This is a genomic window from Actinacidiphila yeochonensis CN732 (genome assembly GCF_000745345.1).
Classification (GTDB): domain Bacteria; phylum Actinomycetota; class Actinomycetes; order Streptomycetales; family Streptomycetaceae; genus Actinacidiphila; species Actinacidiphila yeochonensis.
In genome coordinates this window covers 3,896,947-3,911,645 of the sequence record NZ_JQNR01000005.1, presented here as the reverse complement: position 1 = coordinate 3,911,645, position 14,699 = coordinate 3,896,947, and the positions used below count along the sequence as shown (strand labels likewise).

11 protein-coding genes, 2 tRNA genes and 1 pseudogene are annotated in these 14,699 nt (G+C 73.9%); 5 read left to right on the top strand and 9 right to left on the bottom strand.

Translation table 11 applies throughout. The features are described from left to right. The first annotated feature begins 7 nt into the window (after window positions 1–7). Both BS72_RS27875 and BS72_RS27870 read left to right on the top strand, forming a co-directional pair. A complete protein-coding gene (locus tag BS72_RS27875) occupies window positions 8–2,248 on the top strand; it encodes an elongation factor G-like protein EF-G2 (RefSeq protein WP_037914486.1) in 2,241 nt (746 codons plus the stop codon). A gap of 304 nt (window positions 2,249–2,552) precedes the next feature. After that, entirely contained in the window at window positions 2,553–4,253 is a 1,701-nt protein-coding gene (locus BS72_RS27870) for a M48 family metalloprotease (RefSeq protein ID WP_051951772.1), read from the top strand. 83 nt (window positions 4,254–4,336) lie between these two features. Here the strand turns inward: BS72_RS27870 and BS72_RS27865 are convergent, their stop codons facing one another. Further along, on the bottom strand, window positions 4,337–4,930 hold the full coding sequence (locus BS72_RS27865) for an HIT family protein (protein ID WP_063836152.1): 594 nt from the start codon (window positions 4,928–4,930) through the stop codon (window positions 4,337–4,339). A gap of 66 nt (window positions 4,931–4,996) precedes the next feature. Here BS72_RS27865 and BS72_RS27860 point away from each other — a divergent pair, with 66 nt between their 5' ends. Next, window positions 4,997–5,656, top strand: coding sequence for a potassium channel family protein (locus BS72_RS27860; protein ID WP_037917998.1), 660 nt, complete (start codon window positions 4,997–4,999; stop codon window positions 5,654–5,656). A 113-nt stretch (window positions 5,657–5,769) separates the two neighbouring features. Here BS72_RS27860 and thrS read toward each other — a convergent pair whose 3' ends face one another. The 5 genes from thrS to BS72_RS27830 all read right to left on the bottom strand — a co-directional run bounded on the left by thrS (window position 5,770) and on the right by BS72_RS27830 (window position 10,186). After that, complete coding sequence (gene thrS / locus BS72_RS27855) at window positions 5,770–7,752, bottom strand: threonine--tRNA ligase (RefSeq protein ID WP_037914484.1); 1,983 nt, start codon at window positions 7,750–7,752, stop codon at window positions 5,770–5,772. 265 nt (window positions 7,753–8,017) lie between these two features. After that, window positions 8,018–8,092: transfer RNA gene (locus BS72_RS27850), tRNA-Val, on the bottom strand. Window positions 8,093–8,130: 38 nt separating this feature from the next. Continuing rightward, window positions 8,131–8,610, bottom strand: coding sequence for an SRPBCC family protein (locus BS72_RS27845; protein WP_037914483.1), 480 nt, complete (start codon window positions 8,608–8,610; stop codon window positions 8,131–8,133). A gap of 100 nt (window positions 8,611–8,710) precedes the next feature. Continuing rightward, the gene (locus BS72_RS27840) at window positions 8,711–9,502 is read right to left on the bottom strand and encodes a sensor domain-containing protein (protein ID WP_157856347.1); all 792 of its coding nucleotides are present in this window, start codon (window positions 9,500–9,502) and stop codon (window positions 8,711–8,713) included. 612 nt (window positions 9,503–10,114) lie between these two features. Further along, window positions 10,115–10,186 (bottom strand) — tRNA-Val (locus BS72_RS27830). 462 nt (window positions 10,187–10,648) lie between these two features. Here BS72_RS27830 and BS72_RS27825 point away from each other — a divergent pair. After that, the gene (locus BS72_RS27825) at window positions 10,649–11,062 is read left to right on the top strand and encodes an SsgA family sporulation/cell division regulator (RefSeq protein WP_003959770.1); all 414 of its coding nucleotides are present in this window, start codon (window positions 10,649–10,651) and stop codon (window positions 11,060–11,062) included. A gap of 320 nt (window positions 11,063–11,382) precedes the next feature. On the opposite strand, the gene BS72_RS36850 is transcribed toward BS72_RS27825, so the two are convergent. Together BS72_RS36850 and BS72_RS27820 are read right to left on the bottom strand one after the other, a co-directional pair. Continuing rightward, the gene (locus BS72_RS36850) at window positions 11,383–11,559 is read right to left on the bottom strand and encodes a hypothetical protein (RefSeq protein ID WP_157856346.1); all 177 of its coding nucleotides are present in this window, start codon (window positions 11,557–11,559) and stop codon (window positions 11,383–11,385) included. Window positions 11,560–12,435: 876 nt separating this feature from the next. Next, a complete protein-coding gene (locus tag BS72_RS27820) occupies window positions 12,436–12,924 on the bottom strand; it encodes a hypothetical protein (protein WP_037914478.1) in 489 nt (162 codons plus the stop codon). 239 nt (window positions 12,925–13,163) lie between these two features. Here BS72_RS27820 and BS72_RS27815 point away from each other — a divergent pair, with 239 nt between their 5' ends. Beyond that, window positions 13,164–13,664: a DsbA family protein gene (locus BS72_RS27815; RefSeq protein ID WP_037914477.1), complete on the top strand. Its 501-nt coding sequence runs from the start codon at window positions 13,164–13,166 to the stop codon at window positions 13,662–13,664. Window positions 13,665–13,811: 147 nt separating this feature from the next. Here BS72_RS27815 and BS72_RS27810 read toward each other — a convergent pair. Then, window positions 13,812–14,644 (bottom strand): annotated as a pseudogene (locus tag BS72_RS27810) (GNAT family N-acetyltransferase). Window positions 14,645–14,699: the final 55 nt, after the last annotated feature.

Here is a 14,699-nt window from a genome sequence, read left to right as displayed (position 1 = left end):
GAGACGCATGGGCGGAGTCAGGAAGGACGCGGGACCAGGGGCCGCGGGAGGGGCAGCCGAGGCGGCCTCCGCCGGGGGCCGCCCGCAGGACATCCGGAACGTGGTGCTGGTCGGCCACAGCGGCGCCGGGAAGACGACCCTGGTGGAGGCGCTCGCGCTCACCGCCGGCGCGGTCAACCGGGCCGGCCGGGTCGAGGACGGCGGAACCGTCTCCGACCACGACGAGATCGAGCGGCGCCAGCAGCGGTCGGTGCAGTTGTCGCTGGTGCCCGTCGGGTGGGACGGGGTGAAGGTGAACCTGCTGGACACCCCCGGCTACGCCGACTTCGTCGGTGAGCTGAGGGCGGGGCTGCGGGCGGCGGACGCGGCCCTCTTCGTCGTCTCGGCGGCGCAGGACGGCGAGGGCGTCGGCGGCGCGACGCGGATGGTGTGGGAGGAGTGCGCGGCCGTCGGCATGCCGCGGGCGGTGGTGGTGACGCACCTGGAGTCGGCCCGGGCGGGCTTCGAGGAGACGGCCCGCGCCTGCGCCCTGGAGCTGGGCGGCGACGACCCGGACGCGCTGCTGCCGCTCTACCTGCCCGTGCACGGCCCGGCCGGCCCCGACGGCCACGCCCCGGTGACCGGGCTCGCCGGGCTGCTCACCGGGCGGGTGTACGACTACTCCTCCGGCAGGCGGGAGGAGTCCGGGCCGGACGCGGAGCTGGCGCCGCGGCTGTCCGAGGCCCGGGCCCGGCTGATCGAGGGGATCATCGCCGAGAGCGAGGACGAGACACTGATGGACCGCTACCTGGGCGGCGAGGACGTCGAGACCGCCACCCTGGTCGCGGACCTGGAGCGGGCGGTGGCCCGCGGCACCTTCCACCCGGTGCTGGCCGCCGCGCCCGCGGCGGACGGCGCGCGCCAGGGCCTGGGCACCGTGGAGCTGCTGGACCTGCTGGTCCGCGGCTTCCCCACGCCGCTGGAGCGCACCCCGCCGCCGGTCACCGCGCCGGACGGCGGACCCGGGCCGGAACTGGCCTGCGACCCGGAGGGGCCGCTGGCCGCCGAGGTGGTCAAGACCTCCTCCGACCCGTACGTGGGCCGGCTGAGCCTGGTGCGGGTCTTCTCCGGGACGCTGCGTCCGGACGAGACCGTCCACGTCTGCGGCCACGGGATGGCCGACCGCGGCCACGAGGACCACGACGTGGACGAGCGGGTGGGGGCGCTGTCCTCGCCGTTCGGCGGGCAGCAGCGGCCGGCCGGGGCCGCGGTGGCCGGCGACCTGGTGTGCGTGGCGAAGCTGGCCGACGCCGAGACCGGGGACACCCTCTCGGGCAGGGACCGGCCGCTGCTGATGGCGCCCTGGCGGATGCCCGACCCGCTGCTGCCGGTGGCGATCGAGGCGCACGGCAAGGCCGACGAGGACCGGCTGTCGCTGGGCCTGGCCCGGCTGGTGGCGGAGGACCCGACGATGCGGCTGGAGCAGAACCAGGACACCGGGCAGGTGGTGCTGTGGTGCCTGGGGGAGGCGCACGCCGACGTGGCGCTGGAGCGGCTGCGGTCCCGGTACGGGGTGCGGGTGGACGCCGTGCCCCACCGGGTGCCGCTGCGGGAGACGTTCGGGCAGGCCGCGGCGGCTCGCGGCCGGCACGTCAAGCAGTCCGGCGGGCACGGGCAGTTCGCGATCTGCGAGATCGAGGTGGAGCCGCTGCCGGTGGGCTCGGGCGTCGAGTTCGTGGACAAGGTGGTCGGCGGGGCGGTGCCGCGGCAGTTCGTCCCGTCGGTGGAGAAGGGTGTCCGCTCCCAGGCCGCCCGGGGCGTGGCGCTGGGCTTCCCGCTGGTCGACGTCCGGGTCACCCTCTCCGACGGCAAGGCGCACTCGGTGGACTCCTCTGACGCGGCCTTCCAGACCGCGGGCGCGCTGGCGCTGCGCGAGGCCGCCGCGAACTGCCCGATCCACCTGCTCGAACCGGTCGACGAGGTGGGCGTGCTGGTGCCCGACGCGTACGTGGGCCCGGTGATGAGCGACCTGTCGGGGCGGCGCGGGCGGGTGCTGGGCACCGAGCCGGCCGGCCAGGGGCGGTCCCTGGTACGGGCCGAGGTGCCGGAGGTCGAGATCGGCCGGTACGCGGTGGAGCTGCGCTCGATCTCCCACGGCACCGGGCGCTTCGACCGCCACTACGCGCGGCACGAGCCGATGCCGGCGCAGGTGGCGGCGCGGCTGCGGCGGCAGGACGAGGAGCAACGGGAGGCGGCGCACAGCAAGTAGCGACCGGGCGCGGACCCGCCAGGTCACGGCGGGCGTCCCCGGCGCCGGCGGGCGTCCCCGGCATCGGCCGGGGCACCGGCATCGGCAGGGGCGCCGGCGGGGGCATCGGTGCCCGGGGCGTACGGCCTGTCCTCGCCGTGCTCCCCGGCGTGCGCCGTGCGCGACCTCCTGTGCCGTCAACTCCCCCGCGCCGGGGGCTGATAGCGGGAGGAGACCGCACCAGCGTGCGGTTTCGCCGCTAGGGTGGGTGCTGCTCCGGACGTGTGACGGCCCACCCCGCGGGGAAAAGGCCGGATGGAGCGCCATGGGCGGGTGGGCGGCGACTGGGGAGCGGGGAGCTGCGGTGACGGACGGGTTCGACTTCAGTCCTGGGGCACAGGTCCCGCTCACGGGTTCCGACGGTGAGACGGCGGCCACTCAGGCGCTCGCCTCCGCGGCGTACCGCGACTCCGACGTCGAGAAGCTGGTCGAGATGGCGACGGAGACCGCCAAGCCGACGGCGTTCTCCGCGCCTCGCCTGTCGCTGTTCAAGCCCAACCTCGGTGAGGCCTTCGCCCGCGCCGTCGACGTGCGCATGCTGGGAGCGGCCCGCAAGCAGGTGGTGCAGTCCTTCGGCGTGGAGCCGCAGACGGTGGTGGAGCACTGCCTGGCCGCCACCCGCATCCGCCGGGAGCGCGACACCCGGCTCACCATCGTGATGGGCGTGTGCGGGCTGCTGTTCCTGCCGGGCACGCTCCTCTGGCTGGCCGCGTTCCAGCTGCGCTCCTCCCTGAACGGGCGGAGCGCGAAGGGCCGTCGGGGCGGGGCGCTGGCCGGCGCGGTGCTCGTGGTCGCGGCCGGTCTCGCGGTGCTCTTCGCGCTCTTCCCGCCGTTCTCCGGCTTCTGGCAGGAGTACGTCCGGGTCATGATGATCGTCCCGGTGGCCGGCTGGTTCTGGGCCCGGCGGATCTGCGAGCGCACCGCGCTGGACCTGCGGGCGCGGTGGGCCGACCTGGCCGGCGGCTCCGTGGTGGGCGCGAAGATCCCCGGGGCGGTGCCGCGCAGCCCCAACCAGGTGCGCGCGGAGCGGCTGCGGCAGAGCCTCGCGAAGCTGTCGACCGAGCAGAGCAGCAACGTCGTCTTCTACGCGGGCCCCCGGGGAATACTGGGCATGGGCTCGCGGTGGGGCAGCTGGCAGATGGCCGAGGAGCTCGTGCCGCGCGAGGGCCTCAAGGAGATCAACCCCTTCCGCAGCTGGGACGTCATCCGCGCCATCCACGACCGGCTGCGGCTGATCGAGCGCAGCCCGCTGCACACCGGCGGCTTCCCCACGCCGTCGATACGGCACTGGGTGGTGGTGCCGACGGGCGAGGGCGCGGACAGCATCTCCCGGCCCACCGGTACCGAGGTCGAGGGCTTCACCGTCAAGGACTTCGAGATCCAGCGGATCTGCAACACCCAGCAGTTCGGCCGGGGCAACCGGCACTACCTCGGCATCCAGTTCGTGCTGTGGGAGGGCAACCTGGTGATCACCCTGATGATCACCGTGACGGTGCTGGCCCACACGCTGCGGGTGGAGATCACCGGGCACGCCCTCGGGCCGATCAACTCGCTCTTCACCGGCGGCCCTTCGGCGCCGACGAAGACGGTGAGCAAGCAGGTGAAGTTCTGGGAGACCAGGACGGTCAAACTGCCGCTGATCACGCCGGACGAGGTGGTGCGGCTGGCCGCGCGGGCCCCGCTGACCTGGTTCCCCCCGGTCCTGGACCACCTCGGCGGCAAGTTGACGCTGCCCGAGCCGTTCGGGCTGCGGCACATCTGGGTGGACAAGCCCTGGCAGCACCGGTTCATGGCCGACGACGCGCTGCGGGCGGCCACGCCGGTGCTGCGGGCGGTGCACGCCGCCGCGATCCAGGTGATGGAGGAGAACGGCGTGGACGTCACGCAGTTCGCCGGCCGCTCCTCCACGCTCAGCGGCCAGGTGCAGGACCCCTCGCCGCGCAAGGCGGACGTCTACGACGCGTAGCGGCGGCGGCCCGGTGACGGGCCTCCGCCGGGCAGGCCGGGCGGCGACGGGGGAGGGCCCGGGGCCCGGGCCGTCCCCTTCCGTCAGCCCTCCGTGCGCGTGGTGCCCTCGGTGTCCCGGGCGGTCGGCCAGGCGTCCGCGAGGATCTTGCGGGTGTCCGCCAGCAGCTGGGGCAGCACCTTCGTCTGGCCGACGACCGGCATGAAGTTGACGTCCCCGCCCCACCGCGGCACCACGTGCTGGTGCAGGTGGGCGGCGATGCCCGCGCCGGCCACCGCGCCCTGGTTCATGCCGATGTTGAACCCCTGTGCCCCGGAGGCCGACCGCAGCGCCGTCATGGCCTGCTTGGTGAGCGCGGCCAGCTCGGCCGTCTCCCCCGCGTCGAGCTCCGTGTAGTCGGCGACGTGCCGGAAGGGCACCACCATCAGGTGACCGCTGTTGTACGGGTAGAGGTTGAGCACGGCGTACACCTTCTCGCCGCGGGCCAGCACGAGGCCCTCCTCGTCCGGGCGCAGCGGGATCGAGCAGAAGGGACAGCCGTCACCGGCGCCGGGGCCGGTCGGCTTGTTCTCGCCCTGGATGTACGCCATGCGATGCGGGGTCCACAGCCGCTGGAAAGCGTCCGGCACCCCCGCCCCCGTCTGCTCTTCCGGCTCACTCGTCATGCCGATCAGCATATGGCCACCACCCCCGCCCGCGTGTCGCCGGGCCCCAAGCCCGCCGGTGCCCGCGATCCTGACCGGATGGACGCCGACAGCCCCCTGGCGCGCTGGCAGAACCGCAGCGAGCTGCCCCTGTTCGCCGCCTCACTGGTGTACCTGGCCGCGTACGCCGTCCACGTGCTGGACCCGTCGCTGCCGGCCGGCTGGCACCTGGCCCTGAAGTCCCTGATCGGCCTCACCTGGGCGTTGTTCCTCGCGGACTACGTGGTGCGGCTGCGGCTGAGCGGCGCCCGCTTCGGCCCCCGGTACGTGCGCCACCACGTGCTGGACACGCTGGTGGTGCTGCTGCCGCTGCTGCGGCCGCTGCGGATGGTCGAGGTCTACCAGGTGGTGCAGCGCAACCGGGAGCAGCCCCGGCTGAGCCTGTACGCGAGGGTGATCGCCTACGCCGGCAGCACCGCGCTGCTGCTCGGCTTCTCCGGCGCGCTCGCCGTCTACCAGCAGGAGCGCGGCGCCCCCGGCTCGACGATCCGGACCTTCGGCGACTCGGTGTGGTGGGCCTGCTCGACCCTGACCACGGTGGGGTACGGGGACGTCACACCGGTAACACCGGGCGGGCGGGCCATCGCCGCGGTCCTGATGGTGGTGGGCCTGGCCCTGCTGGGCGCGGTGACGGGCTCCTTCTCCTCCTGGCTGCTCCAGGTCTTCACCCGTGAGGACGAGAAACCCCCGGCCCGCTGACCCCGGGGGGCTCGCGGGCCGGGGGTTCCCCGGCGCTCGGTGCCGCGGCGGGCGCGCGGGCCCGCAGCCGCCGCGGGAGCGGCCGCTGGGGCCCGGCGGCCCGCTTCCGAGCCTCAGACCTGGACCCGGCGCTCCACCACGTCGACGAGCTTGGCCAGCGCCTGGTCGCGCGGGATGTTGTTCTCCTGCGAGCCGTCGCGGTAGCGGAAGGAGACCGTGCCGTGCGACATGTCGTCGTCACCGACGATGATCATGAACGGCACCTTCTGCTTCTGCCAGGTGCGGATCTTCTTCTGCATGCGGTCCGAGGAGGCGTCGACCTCCACGCGCAGGCCCTTGCGCTTCGCCTCGGCGGCGAACTCCTGGAGGTACGGCACGTGGTTGTCGCCGACCGGGATGCCGACCGCCTGCACCGGCGCCAGCCAGGCCGGGAAGGCGCCGGCGTAGTGCTCCAGCAGCACGGCGAAGAACCGCTCGATGGAGCCGAAGAGCGCCCGGTGGATCATGACGGGACGCTGCCGGGTGCCGTCGGGGGCGGTGTACTCCAGGCCGAACCGCTCGGGCAGGTTGAAGTCGAGCTGGATCGTCGACATCTGCCAGCTGCGGCCGATGGCGTCGCGGGTCTGCACCGAGATCTTCGGGCCGTAGAAGGCGGCGCCGCCCGGGTCCGGGACCAGCGGCAGGCCCTGCTTCTCGGCGACCTTGCGCAGCGTCTCGGTGGCCTCCTCCCACACCTCGTCGCTGCCGACGAACTTCTCCTCGTCCTTGGTGGACAGCTCCAGGTAGAAGTCGGTGAGGCCGTAGTCGCGCAGCAGGTTCAGCACGAAGGTGAGCGTGGTGTCCAGCTCGTCGGCCATCTGCTCGCGGGTGCAGTAGATGTGCGCGTCGTCCTGGGTGAAGCCGCGGGCGCGGGTCAGGCCGTGCACCACGCCGGACTTCTCGTACCGGTACACCGTGCCGAACTCGAACAGGCGCAGCGGCAGTTCGCGGTAGGAGCGGCCGCGCGCGTCGAAGATCAGGTTGTGCATCGGGCAGTTCATGGGCTTGAGGTAGTAGTCCGTGCCCTCGTCGAGCTGCATGGGCGGGTACATGCCGTCGGCGTACCAGTCCAGGTGGCCGGACGTCTCGAAGAGGGTGCCCTTGGTGGCGTGCGGGGTGTAGACGAACTCGTACCCCTCCTCCTCGTGGCGGCGGCGCGAGTAGTCCTCCATCACCCGGCGGATGATGCCGCCCTTGGGGTGGAAGACGGCCAGGCCGGAGCCGATCTGCTCGGGGATGGAGAAGAGGTCGAGCTCGGAGCCGAGCTTGCGGTGGTCGCGCTTCTCGGCCTCCTCCAGGAAGTCGAGGTACGCCTTGAGCTCGTCCTTGCTCGGCCAGGCGGTGCCGTAGATCCGCTGGAGCTGCGGGTTCTTCTCGCTGCCGCGCCAGTACGCGGCGGCGTTGCGCATCAGCTTGAAGGCGGGGATGAGCCGGGTCGACGGCAGGTGCGGGCCGCGGCACAGGTCCTTCCAGCACAGCTCGCCGGTCTTGGCGTCCAGGTTGTCGTAGATGGTCAGCTCGCCGCCGCCCACCTCGACGTCCGCGCCGTCCTCGGAGCCCGCGGTGCCGCCCTTGAGGCCGATCAGCTCCAGCTTGTAGGGCTCGGCGGCGAGCTCGGCCCGCGCCTCCTCCTCGGTGACCACGCGGCGGGAGAAGCGCTGCCCGCGCTTCTGGATCTCCTGCATCCGCTTCTCGACGGCCTTGAGGTCCTCGGGGGTGAAGGGCCGCTCGACGTCGAAGTCGTAGTAGAAGCCGTCCTTGATGGGCGGGCCGATGCCGAGCTTGGCCTCCGGGAAGACCTGCTGCACGGCCTGGGCCATCACGTGGGCGGTGGAGTGGCGCAGGATGTTCAGGCCGTCGGGGCTGGTGATCTCGACCGGCTCGACCTCGTCGCCCTCGGCGAGCGGGTGGGTGAGGTCGCGCAGCTCACCCCCGACGCGCGCGGCGACCACCGACCGCTCGCCCTCGAACAGGGCGGCCGCGGTCGTGCCCGTCGTGACCACCCGCTCTTCCGGTTCGGCGGAATCGCGTTTGATGATCACACGGAGGTCTGACACCGGACTACTCCTGACTTCAGGCTTGAGCGCTCGCGCGCACACTGTGCGGGGTACGGCGGAGCCGTCGGCCACCGCCTGCGCTGAATCGTACCGAGCCGCGCTCCCCGACCGCGAAGCCGATACCACCGCCTGTGGAGAACCGCCCCGCCGACGGGCTCGGCCCGGGCGCCCGGAGGGCGAAGCGCCCGCGTCGTGGGCGGCGGCCGGGGAAACGACGAGGCCGGTCCGGGCTTCGCTGTTCGCGGAGCCCGGACCGGCCTCGGTCTGGTGGGCGATACTGGGATCGAACCAGTGACCCCTTCGGTGTGAACGAAGTGCTCTCCCGCTGAGCTAATCGCCCGGGACGACTGGAACATTACAGGGCGACGGGCCCCGGGTTCAAACGGGATGCCGCGCGGCGGCGAGCCGGGCGCGCAGGCCGGCGCGGCAGGAGCGCATCATGAGCGCGTGGTTGGCGCGGAAGAGGGGCCGGCAGGGCGGGGCCAGCACCCTCATCAGCGGCTTGGTGACGGCGACTTCCTGCTCGTAGTCCAGGACCGTGGAGGGGCTCGTCCGCCCGGCGGCCCGCGGGCCCGGCCGTACCGTCCAGCGGGCCCAGCCCTCCAGGTCGCCGCTCAGGGCCACTTCGAGGACACCGGTGCGCGGGTCGTCGCGGAGCGAGGAGGCCGTCACGACGAGGTCGTAGGGCAGCAGCGACCGCAGCCGCAGCACGGCGGTCGTCTCGCCGGTCCGCCGGATCCCGCGGACCTGCGGCCACCACTCGGGGTACCGGTCGGCGCGGGCCAGCACCTCGTGGACGGCGCCGGGGTCGGCGTCCACCCGCCATGAGCAGTGGAACCGGTAGTGGTTCCAGTCCATGGGTCCAGTGTGCCCACGAGAGGGGCCCTGGCACCGCGCACCCCGGGGAACCCGTCCCGTCCGGCGGTCCCGCCGGACGGACGAAGGGAACCCCCGCCGCTCAGTTGAGGAGGGGAGAGAGCGTTCCCGCCACACCCACGAGTTCCTTGGTCACCTCGTCGGCGACTCCGTAGTCGTAGTGCTTCCCGCTGACGGTCATGACCTGAACGGTCACCGATCCCACCTGGGTCACCGCCAGCGCGGTCAGCTCGGCATCGCCACCCGCCTGCACTCCCACCCTGACGACGGTGGAGTCGTCGCCCATGGCGGGCTGGGCGAGCGGGGCCAGGTTCATCCGCGTGTTCGCGCCGTCGGTGCCGTCCGTGAGGTGCGGGCAGTCCTTGGCGGACTTCCGGGTGTCCTCGACGGTCCGCCGCGCCGCGGCCGGCGAGGTGTGGCTGACGAGGGAGACCTTCACCTCTTCCTGGCCGTCCGTGGTGGTCGCGCGATAGTCGCGGTCCACCTCAGCGGAGGCGCCGTAGGCGGCCGCGTACGGCTCGGTCGCGTTGAGGAAGGTCTCGCAGCTCGCGCCGCCCGAGATGACCTTCGCCCTCTCGGTGTAGACCCCGTCGGACGCCTGGGACGTGTCCTCCTTGAGGCCGGTCGACTCCACCTGGCCGAACGCGTCGATCGCCCTGTCCAGCTGCTTCTCCGAGATCGGCGCGGAACCGGTGGCCGAGGGCGGGGCGGAAGCGGTGGAGGGCGAACCCGACGGCGAATCCGATGGCGAACCCGAGGTGGCGGTCGACGGGGAGGCCGGCGCGGTGGAGGCCGGGGGCGCGGAGGCCTTCGCGGTGGAGTGCCCGTGGCCGCCTCCGCAGGCCGCCGCCGAACCGACGGTCAGCACGATCACGGAGGTGAACCCAACACCACGCAGGAGACGGGAGATCACTCTGCAGCCCTTCATCACACCGTAGGCAACGACACTTGCCGCGACAGCATCCGCCCGCCCTTCCCGTCTCCCGTGAAGTCAGGGTGAACAGCTCCTCGCGGCGACACGAACGATCAGGGGAGTTCCCGTCCTCGACGTGAAGGGATAAGTCCCGTCTCCGTCAGCGCTGTTCACCTCCACCCGCCCCCGCTTCCGCCGGAGTCCGCCCAAGACCCCGGAGCGTCCGGCCTCCCGCCGCCTCGGACTGCCGCGCACCCCCGGTACAGAACAGCCCAACCGCGCTTCCGCTGCGGGAATGTGACGCCGAGTCGGCTCGCCGCGAGGGTCCTGGACAGGCCGACGAGGAGGACCACGACGCGGGACATCACGGACGGCATCGCCCGGGGCACCGATGCGCACGGCACGGCGGGCTTCGAGGGGGCGCGGGAGGCGTACGCGCCGCGCGGGAGGCGACCGGCCGTCCGCCGCCGAGCACCCGTCCCCGCGAGGGGGACCCGCCCGGGAACGCCGAATGGCCGCCCCGACAAGGACGGCCATTCGGTGTTTCCGCAGCGAACTGCGGTGTGACCACGGTGGGCGATACTGGGATCGAACCAGTGACCCCTTCGGTGTGAACGAAGTGCTCTCCCGCTGAGCTAATCGCCCGAGGTGCGAGAACAACTTTACCCCACACCAGAGGCCCTCCCGACCACCTCGACCGCCTCAGCGCACCGCTCGCGACACCGTCCCGGGGAGCCGGCCACTCGTCGGCCCGCCCGGAGGCGCGCACCGGCTGTCCCCAGAGTGCCCCGCCGAGCCCTCGCTCGCGACCCGGCCCCCGTGGGCACCTTCCGCAACGGGGGAACAACCTTCCGCATTCACCGAACTGACGTACGACCCAAGAGGGTGGAAAATCACTCTCCGTCACGCTCTGCCCGCGCACCGGGAGGCCGTGCAGGCCAGGGGCACGGCGACCAGCCGCCGTCCGAGGTATTCGGATGAGCCGGACGAGGTACCTGAAGCCTCACAAACACCTCAGAGGTGTTTACAACGTCTCCGCAGGTGGCATGTCGATTTCGCCGACGTGCGAATCCCCGAGCGCACACTGAGCGAAAGGCCCTGGCGCTTATGAACACCACGGTCAGCTGCGAGCTGCACCTGCGCCTCGTCGTGTCGAGCGAATCCTCACTGCCCGTGCCCGCGGGCCTGCGGTACGACACGGCCGATCCGTATGCCGTGCACGCCACCTTCCACACCGGTGCCGAAGAGACGGTCGAGTGGGTCTTCGCCCGCGACCTGCTCGCCGAGGGGCTGCACCGCCCCACGGGCACCGGCGACGTCCGCGTCTGGCCGTCCCGCAGCCACGGTCAGGGCGTCGTGTGCATCGCCCTCAGCTCCCCGGAGGGTGAAGCCTTGCTGGAAGCCCCGGCGCGTGCCCTGGAGTCCTTCCTGAAGCGGACGGACGCCGCGGTGCCGCCGGGTACCGAACACCGCCATTTCGATCTGGACACGGAGCTCTCGCACATCCTCGCGGAGAGCTGAGCACCGTCTCCCCGACCGTCCGTGGCCGTCCTACTCGGGGGGACGCCCGGACTCACCTTGCCGCGCCGGATTCCGTCAGTCCGCCGCCGCAGGCTCTGGAGCCGCTGCCATGGGACCTCGCGCCCCGTCGCAGCGGCTCCAGCGCGTCGCCGCCCTCTCCCGGCACACGGCCGGCCCCAGGCCGGCAGGTCGACCGCCGCGCCCGGCAGGTCCCGAGACGGCTGCGCCCCGGCCCCACGGGCGCCCCGCTCACGCCGGGACCCGGCACTCAGGGCCGAGGCCGTTCGGGGCTCGGGCATCGGGACTCACGCCCCCAGGGCTCAGAGGAAGAGCAGGTCCCAGGCCGCGCCGCCGCCGATCAGACCGCCGATGACGCACAGGAACAGCATCAGCGGCGGCTGCGACAGCGCGTAGAGGCATCCCCGCGGCTCGACGAACTCCGTCGTACGCGCCCCCTTCCCGCGCGTCCCGCCGGCGGCCCGCACCGGCTCGGGCACGCGCCCGACCCGGAGCCCTCGGGTCGACGCGCGCTCCTCCGCCGGGAAGCCGCGGCCCTGCCTCGGCAGCCCGTACCCGCCCGGCGCGTCCAGGGGGCGTACGGCGGGGCCGGCGGGGGCGCGACGGGGAGGCCGGCGGGGGTGCGGGCAGGGGGCGGCACGGCCAGGGCGGAACAGCCGCCGGCCGCCTCCTCCTGGCGGGCCTCGAACTCTGCTTCGAGTTCTGCTTCGAGGTCTGCCTCAAGCTCGGCGTCCAGACTCGCCTCGAACTCGGCGTCGAGCTCCGCGTCCAGGACGGGATCGAGCGCGGGATCGACGCCCCCGTCCAGACCCGCGTCCAGCCCCCCGTCCGGGACCGCGCCGGGACCCAGGGCGAGGGCGCACACCGGTTCGCGGTCGCGCACCTCGCGTGCGTCGCGTACATCGAGCACGTCGACCTCCGGGACCGTCACCACCCGGACCGGAGCGGCGGACGGGATGACGCGGGTCAGGAAGGCGCGGGCGGGGACACGCGGTACCTCGCTGTCCGGGCGGGCAGGGGCGTGGGAATCCCCCGGGTTGGGCTGCACACGGCGATGATCGCTCAGCGGCGGCGGTCCGAGCGGCCAACACGCGGACCTGGTAAGGGATTTGCGGTCGCCTCGGCCCTCGGACCAGCAAGTACGCGGGAGGGTTCGCACAGGCGTGTGAGCGTAGCTCCGGCAGAGTACCCGGTCGGTGCGGCGGCGGAACGGACGCCTGCGGACGGCGCCCAGGACGGGCCGTCCGGCTCCACGAGAGGCGGCGGACGGACAGCGGCGGCCGTCGCGGCGGTTGCGGCCCGTCGCGGCGGGTTGCGGCCGGTTCTCCGGAGACGGACGCCGCGGGCGGGCGAGGTCAGATGCCGCGCCGCTTGAGGATCTCCTCGATCTCGGCGAACTCCGACGTCCCGCCGGACCTGGCCCCGGACCCGGACCCCGATCCACGGCGCCGGGAGACGGCCGGCTCGCGGCCGCTGCCGAGGGCGGGAGCGGACCCGCCCGGTACGGCGGCGGCCCGCGGCGCCGCGGCCTCGGCCTCCTGGCGGGCGGCCCGGCCGCCCCGGCCCGCGAAGAGCCGGCCGGCCCCGAAGAGGAGCGCCGAGCAGGCCAGGATCGCGAAGCCCGTCCAGACGGTGGGCTTGAGGATCAGGTCGGCGCCCCAGTCGGCGGCGGCGGTGCCCACCCGGCGGCCCAGCGTGACCAGCCCGGACAGGGCGAGCCCCAGCGGCAGCAGCGCCACCGCGGCGGTGCGGACGGCCGCGCGGAAGCGTCGCCGGTAGGCGGTGGCGAAGGCGATGGCCAGCCCGGCCGCGGTCAGGGCGGCGCACAGCAGGTCGGTGAACATGTCCGGCGACTCCAGGGACGGCGGTTCGGACCGTACGGGCGCGGGTGGGCGCCCGCACGGCGGGGCTGCACTCCATCGTGCCTCGCCGCCGGCCGGGACGGCCATGTCCAGGGGGCCGTTCCCCGGGATCTCGGGGTGATGTCCGGGTCGCCCCGGAGGTGCCTCGTCCCCGCGCGGTACGCCGCCGGGACGAGGGATCGGCGGGCGGGCGGCGGCTCGGCGGGTGGGAGACTGGGCCCATGACCGACACCCCCTCCCCCGTCGTCCTGGAGTTCTGGTGCGAACTCCAGTGCCCTGACTGCCGCACCGCCCTGGACGACGTCGCCGCGCTGCGCGAGCGGTACGGCGACCGGCTCGACGTCCAGTTTCGGCACCTCCCGCTGGAAAGGCACCGGCACGCGCTGGCGGCCGCCCAGGCGTACGAGGAGGCCGTGGCCCAGGGGCGCGGCCTCGCCTACGCGGGCGCGGTGCTGGCCCGGGTGGAGGAGCTGGCCGAACGGGGTGAGCCGCTCCTGGTGGAGGTGGCCGCCGAGCTGGGCCTGGACGCGGAGGAGGTGGACACCGCGCTGGTCGACGGCCGGCACCTGCTGGTGGTGGACGCCGACCTCGCCGAGGGCAAGGCGATCGGCGTCAAGGGCACGCCGACGTACGTGGTGGGCGGGAAGCTGCTGGACGGTTCCAAGAGCCAGGACGGCCTGCGCGAGCGGATCGAGGAGTCCGTCGACGCGCTGCTGGGCTGAACTGCCCGCGCCGCGGTCGCCCGGCCACGGGCCACCCCGCCGTACGGACGGGCGCGCCGCAAGGGCGGCCCGCCACTCCCGGCCCCGGCGACAGCGGATGCGGGGCCCGGGTGGCCCGGACCGGCGGCGGCAGCCCCGACGGCCCTGCTACAGCAGCGTCTTGGCGAAGGTGTACTCGGACACGGTGTAGCCGAGGGACTCGTAGAGGCGGATCGCGGGGGCGTTGCCCGCGAAGACGTCGAGCACCAGCTCCCGCGCGCCCGCGGCCACCGCCGCGTTCTCCGCCGCGAGCATCAGGGCGCGACCGTGGCCCTGCCCGCGCCGGCCCTCGTCCACCTCCACCGCGAACACCCAGGCGGGCTGGGCCGTGCCCACCCACACCGTGCCGACGCGGACGCCGTCGTGCTCCAGGACCAGCAGCGCGGCACCGGCGGTGGCGGCGCCGTCCGGGAGGAGTTCCCGCATCGAGGCGGCCTGGTGGGCGGCGGCCTGCTCCTCGGTGGCGCCCCGGCTGGTCAGGCTCGCGACGAAACCCGCCCGCCGGGCGTCCAGCCACGGACCGAGCTCGTCCTCGCGCAGCGGCCGTACCGCGCTGCCGGCGGGCAGCGGGTGGCGGCTGCCGGGGGCGCGGGCGGAGAGGTCCAGGACCATGGTGCGGTCGTGCTCGGTGTAGCCGAGGGCGGTCGCCATGCGCAGCGCCGCCCGGCCCCGGCCGGGACCACCGCCTCCACCCGCACGCAGCCCCACTGCCGCAGCACCTCCTCGGCGGCGAGCGCCGCGACCGTGCCGCGGCCGCGCCCCCGGTCGGGTTCGTCGACCGCGAGCGCTTCGACGCGGCCCACGATCGGGCCGTAGCGGTGGTGGGTGGCCAGCCGGACACCGCCGACGGGCCGGCTGTTGACGCAGACGGTGTAGTCGCGGACGCGGGAGCCGCCCCGGCCGGTCCGCTCGGGCCCGGCCGGTCGCAGGGTGGTGGTCACGTGGAAGCCTCCCCGGGGTGTCGGCCCAGTCTGGCAGACGGAACGGACCCCGGGC

Excerpts from the sequence above, each read along its gene's own strand:
- BS72_RS27875 (WP_037914486.1), top strand. The coding sequence starts at position 8 with ATGGGCGGAGTCAGGAAGGACGCGGGACCAGGGGCCGCGGGAGGGGCA.
- BS72_RS27870 (WP_051951772.1), top strand. The coding sequence starts at position 2,553 with ATGGGCGGGTGGGCGGCGACTGGGGAGCGGGGAGCTGCGGTGACGGAC.
- BS72_RS27865 (WP_063836152.1), bottom strand. The coding sequence starts at position 4,930 with ATGCTGATCGGCATGACGAGTGAGCCGGAAGAGCAGACGGGGGCGGGG.
- BS72_RS27860 (WP_037917998.1), top strand. The coding sequence starts at position 4,997 with ATGGACGCCGACAGCCCCCTGGCGCGCTGGCAGAACCGCAGCGAGCTG.
- BS72_RS27845 (WP_037914483.1), bottom strand. The coding sequence starts at position 8,610 with ATGGACTGGAACCACTACCGGTTCCACTGCTCATGGCGGGTGGACGCC.
- BS72_RS27825 (WP_003959770.1), top strand. The coding sequence starts at position 10,649 with ATGAACACCACGGTCAGCTGCGAGCTGCACCTGCGCCTCGTCGTGTCG.
- BS72_RS27820 (WP_037914478.1), bottom strand. The coding sequence starts at position 12,924 with ATGTTCACCGACCTGCTGTGCGCCGCCCTGACCGCGGCCGGGCTGGCC.
- BS72_RS27815 (WP_037914477.1), top strand. The coding sequence starts at position 13,164 with ATGACCGACACCCCCTCCCCCGTCGTCCTGGAGTTCTGGTGCGAACTC.